This window comes from Urechidicola vernalis, assembly GCF_031846385.1.
GTDB lineage: Bacteria > Bacteroidota > Bacteroidia > Flavobacteriales > Flavobacteriaceae > Urechidicola > Urechidicola vernalis.
The window spans coordinates 132242-154189 of sequence record NZ_JAVRHV010000005.1; the positions used below are offsets into that span (position 1 = coordinate 132242).

Consider the following 21948-nt stretch of genomic DNA (forward strand, 5'->3'; position numbering starts at 1 on the left):
GCTGCAAAAATAGTAAAGGTTTTAGAACTATGAACCACTATAAATAAAAAAGTGAATGCCCTAAATTAAAAGGACATTCACCATTATTTTTTGAAAGGATAATTACTATTTTAACTCAAAAGTTGTAATTCCTGCAAATCTTCCATCTAAATACACATTTATTGTATGTGTACCTTCGTTCATTTCTTTTCTGTTAACATCAATTACAGAGATTACTTCTAACTTATCTTGTACAAAGTCAACATCAAAAATATCTGAATAATGAATTTCGGTTACATCGTCATTTAACTTTTCTACACCCTTATCGATAATTAAATTTCCTTTCGGATCTATAATTTGTAAGAAGACCTTTTTAGAACCTTCTTCCGCTAAAACATTTTCAGCAATTACAAAACTAACTCTTAGTGCATCTGTATTTCTTTGACGTGTGGTTGGTCTTAACTGTCCGTTATTTCGCTTACGCATTGGTGCTACTTTAACCGTGTTAATTTTCAATACGGCGCCTTCACCAATTCTGTTGTTCAACTCTTGGTTGTATTGGTTTATTGAATCAATTTTTTGATTTTGATTTCCAATAGTTGAGTTGGCATCATTCAAATCGCTATTTAGTCCAGCATTTTGCGCTTTCAACTCTTCGTTTTGTTCAAATAAATCTTGGTTACTCGCTTCTAAATCAGAAATTTTCTTTCGGTAACGTCTGATAATACTTTTATTAGATTTTTTTAGATTAGAAACAGAATCTCTAAACATTACAATTTTTTCGCGCTCGTCTTCCAATTCTTCAGAAAGAGCAGAATTATCTGCAATTGCTTCATCATATTGAGCAATCATAGCATCCAATTCTTTTTGAATTTCTTCTTTTTCTTCAGTTAAAAATTCTTGCATTTTATTAGCCTTACCATTGTTATAGTAAGTATAACCTAATGATCCTAGTAGCAATGCGATCAAAACACCTATAATTATTTTGTGATTTGAAGATTTGTTATTTTCCATGGTTTAATATTTATGGGGTTATTATTCTTGTGAACGCGCAAAGTTACATTAAATTATTCAGGACATGACAAAGTTAAAAAGCTTTAGAAATAGATTTGTATTTTTACGCTTGCTATGATTCTATATAATGCAATTTATTAAAGATATATTTCATTTGTTTTTTCCTGAAGTATGCCATTCTTGTCAAGAGGTTTTGCATCAACATGAAAAATTGATTTGTATTGCTTGTCGGCATGATTTTCCTGAAACAGATTTTTTAAATCAGAAAAACAATCAATTAGAGAAACAGTTCTATGGGAGAGTTCAATTAAAAGAAGCCATGGCCTTGTTTCATTTTACTAAGAAAGGAAAAGTACAGCATTTAATTCATAAATTGAAATACAAAGGTCAAGAGGACATTGGTATATTTTTCGGGGAATGGCTAGGAAAATCTTTAAAAAGTAGCGGACGATTTCAATTTATTGACTGTATTGTCCCGGTTCCAATTCATCCTAAAAAAGAAATGCAACGTGGATTTAATCAATTAACTAAACTGGGTAGAGCCGCTGGTGAAATCTTAAACCTTCCTTTTATTGAAAATAACCTTATCAGAGTAATTAATACCGCAGCGCAGACGCATAAAGGAAGAGTTGGTAGGTTTTTAGGAAAACGGAATCATTTTGAAATAATAGACAAAGACTTGTTCGAAGGAAAACATATATTACTTATTGATGATGTTATTACAACTGGTGCAACAATTGAAGTATGTACTCAGGAACTTCTAAAATGCAAAAATGTTACCGTTAGTATCGCCGTGGTTGCATACACTACTTAAAATATCCCGCAAATTTATTCGTTCTAAGTCAAAATAATGTTTCTTTGTAGTTAAATGTAAAAATTGATGAATATTCGTTTTTTGTACTTTTTAATAGGAGTATTAATTATTCAAGGATGCGCCAGACAAGGAAGGCCTGAGGGAGGAGAAAAAGATGAAGTTGCCCCTGTTTTTTTAACGGCATCTCCCACTCAGGAAACCATAGAATTTAAGGCTGAAAAAATTAGAATCAGCTTTGATGAATATATTAAATTAGACAAACTAGAACAGCAATTGGTTATTTCTCCACCTATGGAAAAACAACCAATAATTACTCCAATTGGAACCTCAAGTAGAGATGTTAACATTAAGATTTTAGATACCTTAAAAGAAAACACGACTTACACGTTCAATTTTGGAAATAGTGTAATCGATAATAATGAAGGTAATATTCTAAGAAACTTTAAGTATGTTTTTTCTACAGGAGACTATATTGATTCTTTAAGTATAAGTGGAACGGTAAAAGACGGTTTCGAAAAAGAGACGGATGAGAATATTTCAGTTCAATTGTATGAAATTACTGAGGCGTATACAGATTCGATCGTTTATAAAGAAAGACCTACATATGTCGGTAATACTTTAGACAGTATAGGTTTTGAAATTACAAATTTAAAAGAAGGGAAATACTTATTAGTGGCCTTGGAAGATGTAAGTAAAAATTACAAATTTGATAGCAGACAAGATAAAATTGCATTTCATAAGGAAATCATTACACTGCCAACTGATGAATCTTTTGAATTAACTCTTTTTAGAGAAGAACTTCCATTTACAGCAACAAGACCTTCGGAAGTAAAAAAGGGACAAATTTATTTTGGATATGAAGGTAATCCGGATGGGATGGAAATTAAACTATTGACACCAACACCACCTGATTTTAAGTCGACATTGATTTTTGAAGAAGATAAAGATACTGTTAGCTATTGGTATACTCCCAATATAAAGGATTCTTTGCATTTCGAAATTTTGAAAGGAGATTATAAAAAAGAATTAATTGTAAAATTGCGCTCAAAAAAAATAGACTCTTTATTGGTTTCAACAGAAATCAAAGGGACATTGAGTTTAAGAGATACTTTTTCAATTGTTACGAATATTCCAATTGATAAATTTGACAAATCCAAAATTTCAATTGTGGATAAGGACTCTTTAAACGTGTATTTTTCGGCCGTATTAGATGCTTCTAAAAAGAGATTGAAATTGAATTTTGATAAAAAGCAACGGGAAAAATATAAATTTAGAATTTTGCCCGATGCTATAGAAGACTTATTTGGAAATGTAAATGATACATTGCAATATTCGGTCTCTACAAAAGAAGAGAGTGATTATGGTATACTAGATTTAAGTTTAAATAAAATTTCGAGTTTTCCGTTTTTATTAGAGTTGATAAATACAAAGGGAGATGTTGTTGCTAGAGAATATTCTATAGAAGAAAGGAAATTTAGATTCGAAAACCTAGAACCAAGTGAATATATTGTAAGAATTATATATGATACCAATGAAAATGGGCGCTGGGATTCTGGAAATTTTTTATTACGAGAAGACCCTGAAAAAGTCGTTTATTATCAAGATGTTGATGGTCCAATTGAAATAAGAGCAAATTGGGAAATACCGTTAACTTTTAACTAGATATTATGAGAAAATTTAAATCGCTACATTTGTAAACTTAGAAAAAGAAATTGATTCGTAAATTTAAAATAGTAACCCCAATATTATTTACGGTAATATTCGTGATGTCGTCCTATTCACAAAGAGTTCGTAGTAAAAGAACTCATGAGATAGGGATAGCGTACGGAGTTTCTAGTTTTACTACTGATTATGGTCAGCGAGGAGATAGATCGAGTAATGAAGCTGGAAATTTAGGCCCAGGAATTGGAATTATTCATTACTTAACTTTTACAGACTACAGATATAGATGGAATCATCAAACAAGTTATTTTGCCGAGCACTTTAGATTGCGAAATGAAGTTTCTTATCATCAAGCGGAATTGGACCATTTTGGGAAATGGATAAGAATTATTGGAGGGACTAATGGTGAAAAGTTACGAGCGATGCACGGAAAAACGAGAACTTGGCATTTAGGATCTCATTTAGAATATCACTTTGTAGATATAAATGATTTTGGCTCTAGACGTGACCCAAATTTAAAATGGTCTCCATACGTTAGTATGGGTGCAGGGGTTAACTTTTATAATCCGGATATTGAAACCACCTATGGAGATGGGAATTGGAAAGATGACTATAGTTTGCTTTTTCCTAAATGGGCAGGACCGGATAGAGCAAGAGATTCTAAAGGAATTACAATGTCAGCAACGTTAGCGCTGGGAACACGAAGAAAATTAGGTGAATATTCAGATATTTTCATCGAAAATAGACATCAATATTTCTTCTCTAATTGGATAGATGGATTAAATGCTAGAGATGATGCAGCCAATAAGTTTGTTGATTGGTTGATTTGGTTTCATGTAGGCTATATTTACTACTTAAATTAAATCAAGAGCTTGGTCAAGATCCGCAATTAAATCTTCTATGTTTTCTATTCCAACGCTTACTCTTATAAGTGAGTCAACAATGCCAACAGAATCTCTATCTTTTTTAGGGACTGAGGCATGCGACATACTAACAGGATGACTACAAAGTGATTCTACACCCCCTAATGATTCCCCTACTGTAAAAAGACTTAGACCCTCTAAAATTTTTAAGGTGCTTGATAATTGGTTATTTTTTAAAGTAAATGAAACCATACCTCCAAAATCTTTCATTTGACTTTTAGCAATGACATGATTTGGATGTGTTTTAAAGCCTGGCCAATACACATTATCAACTTTTGAATGTGCTTTTAAGAAATGCGCTAACTCTTTTGCATTGCTGCAATGGCACTCCATGCGTAAATGCAAAGTTTTTATTCCTCTTAACACTAAAAAACTGTCCATTGGGCCTGCTATAGCCCCACATGACTTTTGAATAAAATAAAGTTCATCAGTCAAGTTTTTATCCTTAACAATAAGCCCTCCCAAAATAACATCAGAATGACCACCGAGGTATTTTGTTGCAGAATGCATGACTATATCAGCACCTAAATCTAGAGGTCTTTGCAAATATGGAGTGGCAAAAGTATTATCCACAGCAACTAATATGTTTTTTGGTTTTGCGAGCGATGTAATTTTTTTGATATCTACTAAGTTCAATAAAGGGTTGGAAGGTGTTTCTATCCAGATTAACTTGGTATTATCTGTAAAATATTGATCCATTTTATGAACATCGTCATGTTTTATAAATTGAAATTTAATATTGTATCTTTCAAAAACCTGAGTGAAAATCCGAAAAGACCCACCGTAAATATCATTGGTTGTGAGAACTTCGTCTCCTGGCTTTAACAATTTTAATACACAATCTACGGCTGCTATTCCAGAAGCAAAGGCAAATCCATGAGCTCCATTTTCGAGACTGGCGAATGCCTTTTCTAAAGCGGTTCTAGTAGGGTTTCCAGATCTCGAATATTCATAACCTTTATGTACTCCAGGAGCAGTCTGCGCAAAGGTTGATGTTTGATAGATAGGCATCGAAACAGCTCCTGTACTTGGTTCATGCTGCTGGCCTCCGTGAATTGCTTTTGTTTCGAATTTCATCTGTCTACTTAAGTGTTATTAAAAATTACTTTACAACTCTTTTTATTAATTTTCCTAAAGAAAGCCCTTGGCCTACAATTGAAAACACAACAACGATGTAGGTAATTACTAAAAATAAATCGCGATGCATTGCTGAAGTTAGACTTAGTGCAAGAGCAATTGAAATACCCCCACGCAGTCCGCCCCAAGTCATAATTAAATTGGTGTTTGGTACAAAATCGAGTTTTTTTGAATAGAATTTTATGGGTAATAGTAATGACATATATCTTGCAAATAAGAGCAGAGGAATGATTAATATTCCTGCTAAGATGTATTCTTTATCAAACGTTAAAACAAGTATTTCCATGCCAATTAAAACAAACAGGATAGTATTTAGTAATACATCAACTAGTTCCCAAAATTTGTCTACATATTGTTCCGTTATTTTGCTCATGGCGTTGTTTCTAACAGTATCATTACCAACCATCAATCCCGCTGTTACCATTGCTAGTGGTGCAGATAAATGCAGGGATTGGGCAATTACGGTTCCGCCCATTACTGTTGCAATTGTTATAATTACCTCCGTGTCATAATCGTCTATAGATTTTAATAGACGATACGTGAGCCAACCAAGTAATAACCCTAAAGCAATTCCGCCACCCACTTCAACTAAAAATAATTCTGCTATATGTAAAGCAGAAATTTCAGATCCTCCTTTTGCAATCTGGAAAATGGTGATAAACACCACAACACCCACGCCATCATTAAATAATGACTCTCCAACAATTTTAGTTTCTAATTTTTTAGGTGCGCCAACTTGTTTTAAAATTCCTAATACTGCAATAGGGTCAGTAGGAGAAATAAGGGCGCCGAATAATAGGCAATAAATAAAATCTACTTCTAAACTTAACAATGGCAATAAATAATAAACAAGAATTCCAACCAAAAATGTAGAGGTTATAGTACCTAAGGTTGCAAATGCTAAAATAGGTTTACGTTGTACTTTTAATTGCTGAAAACTTGTGTGTAAAGCCCCTGCAAACAATAAAAAACTCAACATTACATCTAGAAGGACCGTTTCAAAATCTATTTCTGAAATCAATAGTTTTTCTTGTTCCAACAGCGTATCATCAAAATAACTAATACCTAAAACTATAAGGGTAGAAAGAATGGCTATAGACATTAGCCCAATAGTGTTTGGCAGTTTTAGAAATCTCGCGTTCAAATATCCAAAAAGTGCCGCTAAGACGATAAGAACAGTAATTATTGTAAATACATCCATTTAGATCAATTTTTTCAGTCCAAATAAAACGCCTAAATGAATACCTTCATGAAAATTACTAAATGCCAATGCTGTTTCAATATTGGACAATGTTACGTTTAAACTGGTTGTATAAGCATTATAGTTTTTAAAAATGCCATTGTTATAATCGGCTTCTAGTTTCTCCGGAAGCTCTAAAAATAAGCGTTTCACCTCTTCAAATTCTTCTTTAGATAGATCCCCTTCGGTTTTTGTGCCTTTTTTAAATTTCTCTACAATTTCATCCGATATATACATGGGCAAACCCGAATTCTTGTAGCATAATAGTTGCTGAGTAACCATTAAATGAGCAATATTCCAAGCAATATTATTTTTATGACCACTAGGCACTTTATTTATTTGTTCCAATGTAAATGGATCAATAATTCTAAGAATAGCGGATCTCGTCTTTTTAAGGATGTCGAATTGATGGGTCATGTTTAAATTTTTCATAAAAATAACCAATTTTAAAGTGAAAACGGATAACTTTAATCCATGAAAAAAATCTATCATCTTAAAACATGTGATACGTGTAGACGAATTTTGAAAGCCGTAAATATTGACGGATTTGAATTGCAAGAAATAAAAACAAATCCAGTAACTGTAGCACAATTAGAAGAAATGTATGCATTTACAAATAGTTATGAGGACCTGTTTAATAAGCGAGCAAAGAAATACAAGCAAATGGATCTAAAAGGGCAGGTATTAAGTGAAAAAGAGTATCGTCAATTAATTTTGGATGAATATACCTTTTTGAAGCGCCCCGTTTTTGTTATTGATAATGAAATTTTCGTAGGGAATAGTAAAAAAACAGTTGAGAAGCTTGTTGAGATATTGAATAATTAATCCGCTCTATTATTAATTTCATATATTTATATCACCTCTATTATATGAAACTTAGAAACCCACAAAGAAAATATTTGATAGTCATCCTTATTGCGATAGGGGCTATTTTACTCACTAACTATTCTGTTTCTTATATAGTAAAAAAGAAAATTGTTACCGTATTATCTGAAAATCTTCTCAAAGAGTATACAGCTTCGGTAGACAAAGTTGAATTTAAATTGATTCGGCGATCACTGTCTTTTAACGGAGTTAAGTTTGTGCCAAAATCTGAAGTGGTTTCGGACATGGTAGAGAATAAAGGAGAGGTAAATAGTGTTGATAATATCACTTTGAAATCGCTGGAATTAAAGGGAATAGGAATATTTAATTTGCTTTTTTCGAAGAAAATTTCCATCAATACTTTATCGTTTAACGATTTATTTATTCGGAAAATCGAGAACCCAAATTTAGTTATCGAAAAGGATAAAAAGAATAAGCCGAAACCTATAAATTTAGATTCAATTAAGGTTACAAAATTGGGAGGATTGGTTATTGATAATTTGGAATTCGTAGATCTTATGTATCAGGTTTATGATGTGTCTAAGAGCGAAATTACGTTTCAAAATAGCCCGGTTAGTTTCAATTCTAGTGGTGTAAAACTGGTTGAAATTGAAGAAAATTTATTTAAATTACTTCCATCGCAAGAAATATTTAAAATTGAAGATGTCCAGTTGGAATTTGAAAAAAAGAACTACTCTTTAAGTTTGGATAAATTGGTATTAGATTTTAAATCTCAAGTTGCAACAATTAATGATTTTTCATTCAAACCAAATATTTCAAAATTCGATTTAGCGGAGAAATACACCTTTAACGATGATGTTTTTGATGTAACTTTTCAAGAAGTAAATGTTTACAATTTTAACTTGATTAAATTGTTTAAAGAAAATGCTTTTTTACTCGATAGTGTAGCTATAAACGGATTGGATTTAAAGTTGTTTAAAGATAAAAGGAAGCCGTTTAACATGGATAAATATGTTGGCTTACCACACATTAATTTACAAAATAGTTCCAAAGTTATAAACGTTCCTTTAGTATCTGTTAAGAACAGTCATTTAACAATAGAAGAGCAATTAGAAAATAAAGACACCTTGTTTAGTTTAACGATTAATGATATAAATGCTAAAATTCAAAACATATCTACCATACCAGAATTTACTCAAAATCCAATAACTGTTAATATCGATGCGAATTTAATGAATGAGGCCCCACTACATGTAGTTATGAATATGCCTTTGAAAAAAGGACAACATACCTTTTATTTTTCAGGAGAATTAGGGCAATCGGAGTTCGAATTATATGATGCTGCACTTTATCCAGTACTTGGATTAAAGATTTTAAGCGGAGAGATAGATAAAATGCAATTTTCAGCAAAAGCAAACAATACTTCTTCAAGTGGAAATATGACCATGCTATATCATAATTTAGAAGCAACTGTTTTTAAATCCAACTCCTTAGAAAGAAACAAATTCTTAAGTTGGTCTGTAAATCATGTTGTTAGAAAATCTAACCCTAACAAAAAAGGAAAAGTAAAAGAGGTAGAAATGCAGTTTACACGAGACACCTATAAAGGTTTGGGGAACTATATTTGGAAAACTCTTCAAAGTGGAATTGTAAATACAATCTCACCAACAGGAAAGGATAAAAAGAAATAAATTAGTTCCAATAATCTGCCACCCATGGAGCAGGTCTTACATATCGATACCATTTACCACGACCACCTTTAATGGCTTTATGAGGATTTATTTCTCCATGAAAGATGATAATTTTTGACCCTTCTGGAATAGTGGGTTTTTTCCAAAAGGCCAATGGGAATCTAGAAATACAATCGTATTTAAAACTAGGGCACCAGGCTTTATCCCAATATTGTAATTTCCCTTTGTCGTTAATGGCGTGTGTAAGGTATTCCTGTTCGTTTCTATGTTCTTTAATTACGTTGTCAAAGTTGGCAATAAAATCATCAAAAACATACCCATGTTTACCAATATCAAAGCGATAAACAGAGGAATTTCCTGTTATTCTCCATGAACGCCAACTATGATCTTTTATAATCCTGAACTCACCTTCAACATCAAAGAAACAATCAATATTATCTACAATTACGATATCTAAATCTAAAAACAAGGCTCTTCCTTCCAAACCATATAAATCGGCTTTTAGTGTGGTTAATTTTTTCCACATCCTTTCGGGTAAATTTGATGGTATGTCAATTTCTGGAATTGGGTGACATTCTACCTCGTCAATAATTCCAGTTTCGTCATCAGTAAAACAAACCATTTTAAAATCATATGTTAGGTTTTTACTAACCATAGAATATAATCTATTCACGTATTCTGCTCCGTAAAGAGTTCCCCACTTCATGCAAAAAATATAATTTGTTTGCGCCATCCTATAAGAATTTACGTTCTATTAAATTTATAAACCGGCCTTCAAACTCTTCTTTACCAGTCCAGTCGTAATCTGGTTTCACCATTTTTTTGATAAAATTCTTAGCCTCTTTTTCTGTTTTAAACGAGTTTAATTGAGAAAGAACTCGGTTAAAATCAGCCTGAGAATGATTAAATAAATGCTTTACAAATGCAATACGATCATTTAATCCTACTTGAATATTTTTTTGAAGCACATCATTTAAAGAAGTTTTGGTTTGCGTTTTAACATCTTCAGCTTTAGAAAATAAATTTGTCGTTACATCAGCAGAAACAGCATCTTTAAACTCTTCTTCAATGGTTAATTGTTTTATGGGTTCAGTTTTAACCGCTTCTGATTCAGAAGTATCATTTTCTTCCGGCGACTCTATATCTAACACAATTTCCTCTTCAACTTCTTCTTCAACATCAACTTCAGATTGTGTAATTTCTATTTTGGTTTCGACAGTTTCAACTGGTTCTTCAGTCTTTTGAATTTCAATTTTCTCTTCAACTTCTTCCACCTGCAATAATTCCTCTGCAATTTCAACCTTATTATTTTCAACAGCAACTTCAATTTTTTCTAATAACTCTTCTTTGGTTTCTGTTGCAGTTGAAGTCGTTTCTAAATACTCATCAACAAAAGCCAAAACAGATAGTCTTTCATGCAATTCTCTTGCTTTCTCTTTTAAAGCATTTACATCATTTCTGTTTTTCATTTGCAAAATAGTATGAGCTAAACTCACTAATTCGGCTTCCAATCTTTTGTGCATAAGTTCGAAAATTTAGTTGGTGGTACGTGTTTATTTTTGATACATTTGTAGGGTTAGCAAGATAAATTTGTTTAACCTTACAAGTCCGAAAATTACAAAATGTTTCTTGAAAATACAGTAAATCATACAGAACAATTTGGGTGGATAGAAGTTATTTGTGGGTCGATGTTTTCAGGAAAAACTGAAGAATTAATTCGACGACTAAGAAGAGCTCAGTTCGCAAAGCAAAAAGTTGAAATTTTTAAACCAGCGGTTGACATTCGTTATGATGAAGAGAAAGTGGTTTCTCATGACTCTAATGAAATAAGGTCTACACCGGTTCCAGCGGCCGCCAATATTAGAATTTTGGCAAGTGATGTTGATGTAGTTGGTATTGATGAGGCGCAATTTTTTGATGATGAAATTGTAGCGGTCTGCAATGATTTGGCGAATAGAGGGGTTAGAGTAATTGTAGCAGGGTTGGACATGGATTTTAAAGGAAACCCGTTTGGACCTATGCCTGCCTTAATGGCCACTGCAGAATATGTGACCAAAGTACATGCTGTATGTACGAGAACTGGAAACTTAGCCCATTATAGTCATAGAACTGCAGAGGGTGACGATTTGGTTTTATTGGGAGAAACCCAAGAATATGAACCGTTGAGTAGGGCGGCATATTACAAGGCAAATCTTGAAAAAAAAGTTGCCAAAATGGATGTTATTGAAGAAGAGATAAAAAAAGATGAGTAACCATGTTACCACTTTACGAATTGATTTAAACGCCTTACATTTTAATTTAAATTATTTTAAATCTAAAGTTAAGAGCGAGACTAAAATAATGGCCGTTGTTAAAGCTTTCGGTTATGGTAGCGACGCTATTGCTGTTGCACAATTTATCCAAAATAAGGTTTCTTATTTTGCTGTTGCGTATACCCATGAAGGAGTAAGTCTTAGAGAAGTGGGAATTAAAACACCAATTTTGGTTTTACACCCTCAGAAAGAGAATTTAGTGGATCTATTATCGTATGACTTAGAACCAAACTTATACAATAGAAACATTCTTGAAGAATTTGTTGAAATAGCAAGTCACAATAAAGTAACAGATTACCCTGTCCATATTAAATTTAATACTGGATTAAATAGATTAGGGTTTTCGTTTGAAGATATTGATTATTTGAGGAATGAATTAAAAGAGAGCCTAGCATTAAAAGTTAAATCTCTTTTCTCTCATCTGGCCGCCTCGGAAGACCTTAATGAAAAGGAATTTACACTTGACCAAATTGCTTTATTCAAAAAGATTTCAACGGAATTCCAACATAAATTTGGATTTATGCCTGAACTTCATTTATGCAATACATCTGGGGTTTTAAATTACCCGGAAGCTCATTTAGATATGGTGCGAGTAGGAATTGGTTTATACGGACTTACCAATGAAAAAAACGCCGGTTTGGTGTTAAAAAACGTACTTTCCTTAAAATCTATAATATCTCAAATTCATTCCCTTAAAAAAGGTGAGAGTATTGGATATAACAGAGGCTTAATCGCTAAAGAATCTATGCATATAGCTACAATTCCTATTGGTCATGCCGATGGAATACCAAGAATCCTTGGAAATGGAAAAGGGTTTGTACATATTAATGGACAGAAAGTACAAATTGTGGGTAATGTGTGTATGGATATGATAATGGTAGATATTTCAGGTATTGAATGCAAAGAAGGTGATTCTGTAGTTATTTTTGATAGCCAAGAATCCATTGAAGAATTAGCAACTGCAGCCGATACCATTTCGTATGAAATGCTAACCGCTATTTCACAACGAGTTAGAAGAGTGTTGGTGTCTTAAAAATCATTATATTAGTATTCTAATTACTAATTAAAACTAATTATTATGGGAATGCTCAAAGAATTTAAAGCCTTTGCAATGAAGGGAAACCTTGTAGATATTGCTGTTGGTTTTGTAATGGGTGCCGCATTTAAAAGTGTGGTTACTTCGTTTACAGGAGGAATTGTTTCTCCGTTAATAGGACTGATATTTAATTCTAACTTTAAAGATTTAAAATATGTGGTAAAGGAAGGCGTTGCAAATGCAGAAGGTAAAATTGAGGGAGAAGTTGCTGTGTTGTATGGCGATTTTTTAACAAACACGATCGATTTTATTATAGTCGCGTTTGTGATGTTTATGGTTGTAAAAGGGGTAAATAAAATGAAAACTCCACCGCCGCCGCCTGCACCATCCGGTCCAAGTGACAATGATCTACTTGCCGAGATTAGAGATTTATTGAAAAAATAAAGTTAAAAGCCTGATATTTAAAAATATCGGGCTTTTTTAAAACCACCCATTTACCAATTCGTTTTTGGTCATTCTAACAATGGCAGCATATGGGCTGTAATTTGGTTTTAAAGGTTTGTTTTTTGCAATTTGATGTATTTGATAATCGTAGAATCCAGCTTCGGCAAAATCGCTCATTTTTTTAATTGGAAAATCAAAGGAAGCATCTTGCATGGTTGTTTTTTCTTTGTTCACAAAACAAGAAGGAAATGATTCATCAGCCAAATATGGTCTTGCAAAACCGATCATTTCTAATTCGTTATTTGCTATTACTTGCTCACAAAATTCTAAGGTTCGAAATCCACCAGTTACCATTAAGGGAATATTTGTTTCTTTTCTAACTTTCTCGGCAAACTCCATAAAATAAGCCTCTCTTTTTCGAGTAGATTCGCGTTCACTACGTTTTGTTAAGAACACAATATTCTCATAGGTTCCGCCAGAAATTTCAAGCAAATCGATGTTTAGTTCTTTCAATCGCTCAATTACATAAAAGGCATCTTTTTCATCAAATCCACCACGTTGAAAATCTGCTGAATTTAATTTAACTGCTATAGGAAAATCTGCACCAAGTTCTATCCTTGCTTTTTTAATTATTTCTAATAAAACTCTAGATCTATTTTCTATAAAGCCTCCATACTCGTCCGTTCTTTTATTGGTATTTGGTGATAAAAATTGGCTTAATAAATAACCATGAGCAGCATGAAACTGAACTCCTGTAAATCCTGCTTTTTTACAAACTTTTGCGGTGGTAACATAACGCTCTATTACATCTTCAATTTGCTCAATTGTCATTGCCTTTGGCTTGGCAAATAGGCCTAATTTTTTCAATTTTACGGCGGATGGAGCAATAGGATTAAAGGTTGAAAAAATGGTTGATTGCCTTCCTCCATGGCTTATTTGTGCCCAGAACTGATTACCATTACTAGTTCCAGCCTTTGCATATTTTGTTAATTGCTCTAACCCACTTTCATTTTCTACAACAACATTTCCAGATGATTCTTTATAGCGTTTATCTACCATAATGTTTCCTGATATTAGAAGCCCAGTTCCAGAATTAGCCCACTTCTTATATAAATTGGTTAAGGTATCTGTGGCGTAAAAGTTTTTATCAGACAAACGTTCGGTCATTGCAGCTTTCGCAATTCTATTCGGAATTACTACACCACATGGTAATGTAAATGGCTGCAGTAAAGGAGAGTACCTATTAAATTTTGTCATGATAGTTACTTTTTTGTGTTGTATACTTCCGCAATGGTTTGCGTGTCTTTTTTGATATTCTCAGGAATAAGGATGTCTCCAGTTTCAACTTTTCCAGTTTTTAAAACCTTAAAATAAATACCACTTTTAGTACTATTCCAAAATTGCTTTACGATGGTTTGTGTTTCAAATCGAATACCTAATTTAAAACAAGGTTGTCTTGGTTTGGTTACTTCAAGTAGGCATTGTCCTAATTGATAGGTACTGCCAACAGTAATGTTTTCTTCGTCTAACTCATCAAAAGTCAAATTTTCTCCAAACATTCCGAATTCCCAATCTAGATTGGGGTGCAAATCTTTGAAATATACATAGTGCTGGGCTGAATAGCCATAAACAGCTTGCTCTGATCCTCCATGGTGCTTTCTGTCTACAACGGCATCATCTTCTACATCTTCTTCCCCTAAGAAAATTGATCCATTGGTTGGGTATTTATAAATACCAGTTTCAACAGATTTATTTTTCCATTGAATTACTTTTCTTTCACCAATATTTGTAGCTAAAACTTTCATAGGATATAATTTTCTAAACGATCAACAATTTTTCTGTCGTTTGAAAGCCTCGGGATTTTATTTTGCCCCCCTAACTTTCCTTGAGACTTCATATATTCATGAAAGCCACCTCTCTTTACAATCGATATTTTTAAGGGTTGTAAAATTTTACCCTCAATTAAATCTTTATAATAGCTGTTTTGTTTTTGTAACGAGTTATCGATGTCCAATTTAAAAGTCTCAATATCGTTTGGTATTTCCTCAAATTCCACAAACCATTCATGATAAGGTAATTCATTTTTAGTCTTAATTTTAGGAGCCAAAGTATATTCGGTAACACTTGCGTTTGAATTGATAGTTGCTTCTAGCATTGCAGATTCCACTTCTTTACCAATAACATGTTCTCCAAATGCTGATATAAAATGTTTTATACGTCCTGTAACCAATATCCTATGAGGTTTTAGGTTCACAAATGCTATAGTATCCCCAATATTATAACCCCAAAGACCTGCATTGGTATTTAAAATAATAACATAGTTTACTCCTATTTCAACATCGGCAATCGAAAGTCTTGTCGGATTTTCATCATAAAATTCGTCAGCTGGTATAAATTCATAAAAAATACCACCATTTAAATTTAATAGCATACCAATTTCATCGGTATCTTGATAGGCAATAAATCCTTCAGAAGCAGGATATAATTCTACCGACGGCACATTGCGACCAATTAATTCTTCAAACTTTTTTCGATAAGGTTCGTAGTTAACGCCGCCATAAACAAAAACTTCAAAATTTGGAAAAACGTCTCCAACTTTCTTACCAGTTCTAGCTACAATTCGTTCAAAATACATTTGTACCCAAGATGGAATTCCACCAATTAAACGCATATCTTCATTAATGGTTTCATCAATTACTTTCTCAACTTTTGTTTCCCAATCTTCAATACAATTTGTTTCCCAGCTTGGCAGTCTATTTTTTTGCAAATAACCAGGGACATAATGCGCAGAAATTCCTGAAAGTCTTCCGACTTTAACTCCATTTTTTTCATTTAATTCTGGACTGCCTTGAAGAAAGATCATTTTACCCTCAACAAAATTCGCTTTCTTTTTTCGGTTGATGTACATTAATAGTGCATTTCTAGCGCCCTTAATATGTTCGGGCATAGAGGATTTGGTAAGGGGAATGTATTTTGTGCCAGAAGTAGTTCCTGAAGTTTTGGCAAAGTACAGCGGTTTTCCCTTCCATAAAACATTCGATTCTCCGGCAACAACACGATCTACATATGGTCTTAAACCTTCGTAATCTCTAATAGGGATATTTGTTTTAAAATCGCCGTAATTTTTTATGTTAGAAAAGTTATGATCTTTTCCAAATGAGGTATATTTTGCTTTGGAAAGCAGTTTTTCCATTACTTTATCCTGCGTTTTAACAGGATTATATGCCCATTTATAAATACGTTTTACTACGCTTTTTGCAAATGGAATCGCTAGAATTGATTTTATATTCATTTATTCGAAATCAATAAAATTAGTTGGATTTACTGGATAACCGTCACTCCATAATTCAAAATGTAAATGAGGGCCAGTAGTTAGTTCACCAGTAGATCCTGAACTTGCAATAACTTCACCAGACTTTACTAAATCTCCTTGTTGCTTATGCAATTCTCCATTGTGTTTGTATATTGAGATATATTTTTTAGTATGCTGTAATACGATTACATGTCCCGTAGCTGCAGTCCATTCTGCAAAAACAACTGTACCATCTGCAACGGCCTTAACAGGGGTTCCAGTTTTAACAACAACATCAACGGCGAAATGACGAAGGTTTATATCGTAGGTTTGCGTGATTTTTCCTGTTACGGGAGCAAAAAATACAATTCCTACATCTTTTTGGGCCTCGTTAAAAAAACTGTATTTGTCTTCACTTTCAACTTCTAGTCGGAAAAGAGAGTCTAATTCGGAACTATCTATTTGCAATGAATCTTGATTGAACTGTAATGTTTCAAACACCGAGTCTTTATCAAAATTAAAAGCAGTAACATCATCCATTAATACATTCTGAAAATTACTAATGTATCGGTTATTCACTTCTAGAATAGTTTCTAAAGAATCAATTTTTAAAATTAATTCATTTGTTTGTTTTTTTAGTTTAAGAGATGAATAGCCCGGAATATATTCCTTTAGAGAAGTAAAAGAGATTAAAGCCGCTGTAACACTAATTAATATTATAGCGACAATGCCAATTGCAATAAATACGTTTAACCGACTCATTTTAAAAGACAACTTTTCTTCAAAAGTATCTTCGTTAATCAATACCATACGGTATTTGTGAGTGAGTTTCTGTTTTAGATTCTTTTTATTTTGTGTTTGTTCTGTCATAAATCCTCTTAAAAGCAAATATACAACGGAAATTGCTTAGAATAATTTCATTTAAAAATACAGTAATTTTCCCTCTAATTTTTATAGAAATTCATTTCATCTATAAAGTTCCACACAGCAACAGGCACCAAAGGCTTAAAGTTTTTATTGTTTTTAATTGAGTTTCTAATAAGTGTAGCCGAAATCTCGATTATTGGAGCTTCAATTTTTTCAATGTTATGGTGAGAAATTAGTTCTGAAGTTTCAAGTTTTTTAGAAACTCTTGGATAAATCAAAATTGAATAGTTTTCCAATAAAATTTCGTAATTTTTCCATTTATGAAGACCATTAAGATTGTCTTCTCCCATAATCATTGAGAACTGATGCGTTGGATATTTTTCGGTTAAATGCGCAAGCGTATTTACCGTGTAATTAGGTTGGGGAAGCCCAAATTCTATATTTGAAGCCTTTAAATTGGGATAATCTTCAACAGCAATTTTCACCATTGACAATCTATGGATATCTGCTAAAAGCGAACTCTTTTTTTTATGTGGATTGTGAGGTGTAACAACAAACCAGACCTGATCTAAATCTGAATGTTCTACAAAATGATTTGCAATGATTAAATGACCAATATGAATCGGATTGAAGCTCCCAAAAAACAAACCAACTTTCATATTCTATTTTTTAGTAAAATCTGAGATCAAGTTAAATGCTGTTTTTTTAGCATCGTCTAAGTTGTCATTTATCACAATTTCATCAAAAAGTGGCGCGGTGGCTAATTCTGCCGAAGCCTTTGCAACACGCATATTTATTTTATCATCACTTTCAGTTTGCCTCTTTTTTAAACGGATTTTTAATTCGTCTATACTTGGAGGTTTTACAAAAATCGCCAATGTTTGATCTGGAAACTTACGCTTGATTCTTAATCCACCGGAGACGTCAATATCAAAAATAACATGTTTACCCAGTGCCCAAATGCGTTCAACTTCTGTTTTTAAAGTACCATAAAAATTATCACGATACACTTCTTCCCACTCCAAGAATTCTTCGTTTTTTATTTTGTTTTTAAATTCTGACGCAGATAAAAAATAATAATCTTTACCTTCTTCTTCAGTGCCACGTTTATCTCTGGAAGTTGCAGAAATTGAAAACTCAAGGTTTAACTCAGTCTGTTTTAGTAAATGACGTACGATGGTAGTTTTACCAGATCCTGATGGTGCCGAAAAAACAATTAACTTACCTTTACTCATTAAAGCACATTTAAATTTTGTTCTTTGATTTTTTCTAATTCGTCTTTCATCTGAACTACCAGCTTTTGCATATCGGCAAAATTGGCTTTTGAACCTATGGTATTTATTTCTCTACCAATTTCTTGCGTTATAAAACCAAGTTTTTTCCCATTTGAAGTTTCTGAATTTAGTTCAGTAAGAAAATAATCTAGGTGATTTTTTAAACGAACTTTTTCTTCAGTGATATCGAATTTTTCCAGATAATATATCAACTCTTGCTCAAATCTATTTTCATCTACTTTTGCTTCAATTTCTGAAATGGCTTTATTCAATCTTTCTTTTACATTTTCTATTCTTTGTGGATCAATGGTAATAACCTCATCTAATAGATTTTGTAAAACAGCGATTCTTTTTAAAAAGTCTTGTTTTAAAACTTCGCCTTCATCTTTTCTGTATGTTGCTATGTTTTTTAGCGCTGTATTGATGCCTTCTTCAATCTCTTTCCATTCATTATCGTCTAAAGACTCTCTTTTACTTTGTATGGTTTCCGGTAAACGAATAGCCATTTCAAGCAACTCTAGTTCTGAAGCAGGAGAAATCTCTTTCAATTGGTTCATATAAGAAACAACTGTTTCTTTGTTAATTTGAGAAGAAGAACTCTGACCAATGCTTTCTACAAAAATTGAAAAATCTACCTTACCTCTCACTAATATTGAGGCAATGGTTTTACGTACTTTCATTTCCTTCTCTTTGTAATAAGAGGGTGTTCTTACATTTAAATCTAAATTTTTACTATTTAAAGATTTAATTTCAATAGTAATTTTCTTTGTTGGTAATTGTAATTCAGTCTTACCATAACCCGTCATTGATTGTAACATATACTCGAAAATAAAATTATGCAAAGGTACACAAAATTGTGTTCTAGGCGGTTTGCTTTGGGCGTTTACTTACAAGATATACGCCTAAGAAAATTATAAGACTAGCCGTTACTTTTGTAGTGCTTAATTCATCACTTCCTAAAATTAGTGCGAAAATACTTGTAACCACAGGTTGTAGATAAATAAAGGCAGCAACGGTTGTAGTTTTTAATTTGGTTAGGGCGATAATATTAAATAAATAAGCGAAAAATGTGGTGAATACAACTACAAATAGAATTTTGTAAATAATTGATTCAGGTAAAAGTGCCCATTCAATTTCTTGAAATTCCGAAAATCCAAAGGGAACAACAACAAAAAGTCCAAATAAATAGACCCATTTAATCAATGTAAATGGGTGGTATTTTTCGAGGAGTTTTTTAATAATGATCAAATACACTGCATAGCAAGATGCATTGATAAAGATGTATAGATTTCCTAGAACAATATTGGGGGCGTTTTCCGCTTCAGATTTTCCATAAATAACTAAAATTGCGGCACCAATAAATCCAATTAGTACTCCCAATATTCTATGCGGAACCAACCTTTCCTTCAAAAATAAAATGGATAAAATAAAAACGAGAATTGGACCAACGATCATAATAACGGAGGCGTTTATAGGGGTAGTTAAACTAAGTCCTTTAAAAAAGAACAGCATGTTTAAGGCCGCTCCAAACAAGCCAGCAAAGAAAATAGGGATAAAATCTTTTTTATCAATCTTTTCCTTTTTCACAAATAAACCGAGGATCCAAAATAAGAGGCACGCACCTACAACACGAAGTATTATAAAACCAAAAGGTTTAACATACAAAGGCATCACATCTTTGGCAATACTATAATTGGCACCATAAATTAAAGTAGCTCCTAATGCGGCAAGAAACGCTAAAATTCTACCTTTCATCTCGTAGTTATTAGTTTGCAAAGATGATAAATAATGCTGTTAAACATATCGAATAAAAATTATCTTTGTGAAAACGATGCTTATGACCATTCATGATTTCTCTATTAAAAAATCAATTTTAAACAAGTTTATTTCAGAAATTAGAGACGTAAATTTGCAAAAAGACAGTTTAAGGTTTCGTAGAAATATTGAACGTATTGGCGAAATTTTAGGATATGAGATGAGTCAAGTACTCAATTATTCTAATCAAGAAATTACAACACCCCTTGGTGTAAAACCAATTGAATTAATTACTGAAGAGTTGGTATTGTGCTCCATTTTGAGAGCAGGATTGCCTTTACATAATGGCTTGTTAAATTATTTTGATGATGTAGAAAATGCTTTTGTCTCTGCCTATAGAAAACATACTTCTGAAGCCAATTTTACAATAAAAGTTGAGTATTTAGCATCTCCAAGTTTTGACGGGAAAACGCTTATTCTAGCAGACCCAATGTTGGCTACCGGAAGATCTTTAGTAGAAACTTATAAGGCGATGTTGAAAAATGGAGTTCCTAAACAAACGCATATTGTGGCAGTAATTGGTTCAGCTGAAGGAATAGCTTATATCAAAAAGCATTTTCCGGAAAACACCCACTTATGGATTGCAACGGTTGATGATAAATTAAACGATAAAGGATATATTGTGCCTGGTTTAGGAGATGCCGGCGATTTAGCCTATGGCTCTAAATTATAATATATAGGCGCTTAAGCAGACCAAAACTAATAAATAAACGAGAACTTCTCTAACTTTTTGATGTGTTACTAATTGCAATAAATTAGCCGTGAAAACAGCAAGCGGTAAAAAGGCAAAAATAAATTCGGAACCAGTTTTATTTGGAGCAAATAGCAATACTGTTACTGCAATAATAATATGACCATATAAAAGGTTCAAAGATGGCCTTATATCGTTTGTAAGTGAATTGATTTTTAGTCTTGTTAGCCCCATTGCAATAAGACCATAAGCACTCATAAATAAAAGAGGCACAAGTACATTTAAGGAACTGTAATTGTCAAAGACAAAACTGTATTCAATTAAAAGTCGATCTGAAAACAACTCCATTTTTTCCGACACCAAACAATAGGTGTAAAACAAGAACCAAGGAGTTATAAACCCAATTAATACTATAATGCAATTCCTAATTTCTTGTTTTTTATAAACGATTATAGCAATAATTGTAAGAATAAGAAATAAAGAACTCCATTCATAAAACAATGCGGCAATACCAATCCAAAAACCGCTATCAAAAATCTTCAGTTTTACACTTTTTAAAGATTGAATACTATAGGTTCTTCTAAATGCAAAGAGCAAAACAAAATGAGAAATAAAAACTTCATTCAATTGTATTGTTTTTGGGAACATTCCGAATAAAAATGCTAGCGATAATAGTACATATGAGTCTTGACCAGATAGATTATTTTTTCGATTGATGAATCGAATCAGGAAAAAGAGAATCAAAAAAACAATGGAAAATCCAAATTTTGACAACACCGTTAAAAATGAAAATTCTGGTTTTTCTATTAAAAAAATCGATAGCAAATAAAAAAAGACGAAAATACCCCCTATAAATATAGCATGAATAGGTTTAGTTTTCTTAAAAAAATTGGCAATCATTCTGAGTTTTTATACATTTGCAAAGTAAATAT

The 21948-nt window shown here is 32.6% G+C and carries 24 protein-coding genes; 9 read left to right on the forward strand and 15 right to left on the reverse strand.

The features are described from left to right. Positions 1-105 precede the first annotated feature (105 nt). Positions 106-993 carry a DUF8428 domain-containing protein gene (locus RM519_RS10675; RefSeq protein ID WP_311593798.1) on the reverse strand — a complete coding sequence of 296 codons (888 nt, stop codon included), beginning with the start codon at positions 991-993 and terminating at the stop codon, positions 106-108. A gap of 127 nt (positions 994-1120) precedes the next feature. Between RM519_RS10675 and RM519_RS10680 the strand changes: the two genes are divergently transcribed. From RM519_RS10680 to RM519_RS10690, 3 genes are all read left to right on the forward strand, one after another. Continuing rightward, positions 1121-1807: a ComF family protein gene (locus RM519_RS10680; RefSeq protein WP_311593799.1), complete on the forward strand. Its 687-nt coding sequence runs from the start codon at positions 1121-1123 to the stop codon at positions 1805-1807. A 66-nt stretch (positions 1808-1873) separates the two neighbouring features. Continuing rightward, positions 1874-3469, forward strand: a complete 1596-nt coding sequence (locus RM519_RS10685) for an Ig-like domain-containing domain (protein ID WP_311593800.1) — start codon at positions 1874-1876, stop codon at positions 3467-3469. A gap of 104 nt (positions 3470-3573) precedes the next feature. Further along, positions 3574-4332 carry a THC0290_0291 family protein gene (locus tag RM519_RS10690; protein WP_311593801.1) on the forward strand — a complete coding sequence of 253 codons (759 nt, stop codon included), beginning with the start codon at positions 3574-3576 and terminating at the stop codon, positions 4330-4332. Here the strand turns inward: RM519_RS10690 and RM519_RS10695 are convergent. From RM519_RS10695 to RM519_RS10705, 3 genes are read right to left on the reverse strand one after another with little or no spacing between them, the layout of a single operon-like run. Beyond that, entirely contained in the window at positions 4324-5469 is a 1146-nt protein-coding gene (locus RM519_RS10695) for a trans-sulfuration enzyme family protein (protein ID WP_311593802.1), read from the reverse strand. The genes RM519_RS10690 and RM519_RS10695 overlap by 9 nt on opposite strands. Before the next feature lie 25 nt (positions 5470-5494). Beyond that, the gene (locus RM519_RS10700; RefSeq protein WP_311593803.1) at positions 5495-6730 is read right to left on the reverse strand and encodes a cation:proton antiporter; all 1236 of its coding nucleotides are present in this window, start codon (positions 6728-6730) and stop codon (positions 5495-5497) included. Further along, complete coding sequence (locus tag RM519_RS10705; protein WP_311593804.1) at positions 6731-7201, reverse strand: DinB family protein; 471 nt, start codon at positions 7199-7201, stop codon at positions 6731-6733. A 42-nt stretch (positions 7202-7243) separates the two neighbouring features. Here RM519_RS10705 and RM519_RS10710 point away from each other — a divergent pair, with 42 nt between their 5' ends. Continuing rightward, a complete protein-coding gene (locus RM519_RS10710; RefSeq protein WP_311593805.1) occupies positions 7244-7594 on the forward strand; it encodes an arsenate reductase family protein in 351 nt (116 codons plus the stop codon). 44 nt (positions 7595-7638) lie between these two features. Then, the gene (locus tag RM519_RS10715) at positions 7639-9285 is read left to right on the forward strand and encodes a hypothetical protein (RefSeq protein ID WP_311593806.1); all 1647 of its coding nucleotides are present in this window, start codon (positions 7639-7641) and stop codon (positions 9283-9285) included. Between the two features lies 1 nt (position 9286). Here RM519_RS10715 and RM519_RS10720 read toward each other — a convergent pair whose 3' ends face one another. Both RM519_RS10720 and RM519_RS10725 read right to left on the reverse strand, forming a co-directional pair. Beyond that, positions 9287-9991: a glycosyltransferase gene (locus RM519_RS10720; protein ID WP_311593807.1), complete on the reverse strand. Its 705-nt coding sequence runs from the start codon at positions 9989-9991 to the stop codon at positions 9287-9289. Between the two features lie 28 nt (positions 9992-10019). Then, a complete protein-coding gene (locus tag RM519_RS10725; RefSeq protein WP_311593808.1) occupies positions 10020-10808 on the reverse strand; it encodes a DUF8457 domain-containing protein in 789 nt (262 codons plus the stop codon). Positions 10809-10907: 99 nt separating this feature from the next. On the opposite strand from RM519_RS10725, the gene RM519_RS10730 reads away from it, so the two are divergent. Genes RM519_RS10730 through mscL form a run of 3 tightly spaced genes read left to right on the forward strand, consistent with a single transcriptional unit; the run spans position 10908 to position 13077 of the window. Further along, positions 10908-11537, forward strand: coding sequence for a thymidine kinase (locus RM519_RS10730; RefSeq protein ID WP_311593809.1), 630 nt, complete (start codon positions 10908-10910; stop codon positions 11535-11537). Further along, positions 11530-12630: an alanine racemase gene (alr, locus tag RM519_RS10735; protein WP_311593810.1), complete on the forward strand. Its 1101-nt coding sequence runs from the start codon at positions 11530-11532 to the stop codon at positions 12628-12630. The genes RM519_RS10730 and alr overlap by 8 nt, the downstream gene beginning before the upstream one ends. A 45-nt stretch (positions 12631-12675) precedes the next feature. Then, positions 12676-13077 (forward strand): large conductance mechanosensitive channel protein MscL, encoded by a 402-nt coding sequence (gene mscL, locus RM519_RS10740; protein ID WP_311593811.1) that lies wholly within the window; start codon positions 12676-12678, stop codon positions 13075-13077. 36 nt (positions 13078-13113) lie between these two features. Here mscL and RM519_RS10745 read toward each other — a convergent pair whose 3' ends face one another. The 8 genes from RM519_RS10745 to RM519_RS10780 all read right to left on the reverse strand — a co-directional run bounded on the left by RM519_RS10745 (position 13114) and on the right by RM519_RS10780 (position 20265). Then, entirely contained in the window at positions 13114-14334 is a 1221-nt protein-coding gene (locus RM519_RS10745) for an NADH:flavin oxidoreductase/NADH oxidase family protein (RefSeq protein ID WP_311593812.1), read from the reverse strand. A gap of 5 nt (positions 14335-14339) precedes the next feature. Beyond that, the gene (locus RM519_RS10750) at positions 14340-14882 is read right to left on the reverse strand and encodes an MOSC domain-containing protein (RefSeq protein ID WP_311593813.1); all 543 of its coding nucleotides are present in this window, start codon (positions 14880-14882) and stop codon (positions 14340-14342) included. Then, the gene (locus RM519_RS10755; RefSeq protein ID WP_311593814.1) at positions 14879-16369 is read right to left on the reverse strand and encodes a GH3 auxin-responsive promoter family protein; all 1491 of its coding nucleotides are present in this window, start codon (positions 16367-16369) and stop codon (positions 14879-14881) included. Before RM519_RS10755 ends, RM519_RS10750 begins: the two co-directional genes overlap by 4 nt. Continuing rightward, positions 16370-17239, reverse strand: coding sequence for a M23 family metallopeptidase (locus tag RM519_RS10760; RefSeq protein WP_311593815.1), 870 nt, complete (start codon positions 17237-17239; stop codon positions 16370-16372). It abuts the gene before it with no gap. Positions 17240-17313: 74 nt separating this feature from the next. Further along, positions 17314-17895 carry a nicotinate (nicotinamide) nucleotide adenylyltransferase gene (nadD, locus tag RM519_RS10765; protein WP_311593816.1) on the reverse strand — a complete coding sequence of 194 codons (582 nt, stop codon included), beginning with the start codon at positions 17893-17895 and terminating at the stop codon, positions 17314-17316. A 3-nt stretch (positions 17896-17898) separates the two neighbouring features. Continuing rightward, positions 17899-18471: a guanylate kinase gene (gene gmk / locus RM519_RS10770; protein ID WP_311593817.1), complete on the reverse strand. Its 573-nt coding sequence runs from the start codon at positions 18469-18471 to the stop codon at positions 17899-17901. Continuing rightward, complete coding sequence (locus RM519_RS10775) at positions 18471-19328, reverse strand: YicC/YloC family endoribonuclease (protein ID WP_311593818.1); 858 nt, start codon at positions 19326-19328, stop codon at positions 18471-18473. The genes gmk and RM519_RS10775 overlap by 1 nt, the downstream gene beginning before the upstream one ends. A 43-nt stretch (positions 19329-19371) precedes the next feature. Continuing rightward, positions 19372-20265: a DMT family transporter gene (locus tag RM519_RS10780; protein WP_311593819.1), complete on the reverse strand. Its 894-nt coding sequence runs from the start codon at positions 20263-20265 to the stop codon at positions 19372-19374. 82 nt (positions 20266-20347) lie between these two features. On the opposite strand from RM519_RS10780, the gene upp reads away from it, so the two are divergent. Then, complete coding sequence (upp, locus tag RM519_RS10785; protein WP_432280184.1) at positions 20348-20998, forward strand: uracil phosphoribosyltransferase; 651 nt, start codon at positions 20348-20350, stop codon at positions 20996-20998. Here upp and RM519_RS10790 read toward each other — a convergent pair. Beyond that, positions 20993-21916, reverse strand: coding sequence for a DUF6427 family protein (locus tag RM519_RS10790; protein WP_311593820.1), 924 nt, complete (start codon positions 21914-21916; stop codon positions 20993-20995). The genes upp and RM519_RS10790 overlap by 6 nt on opposite strands. Positions 21917-21948: the final 32 nt, after the last annotated feature.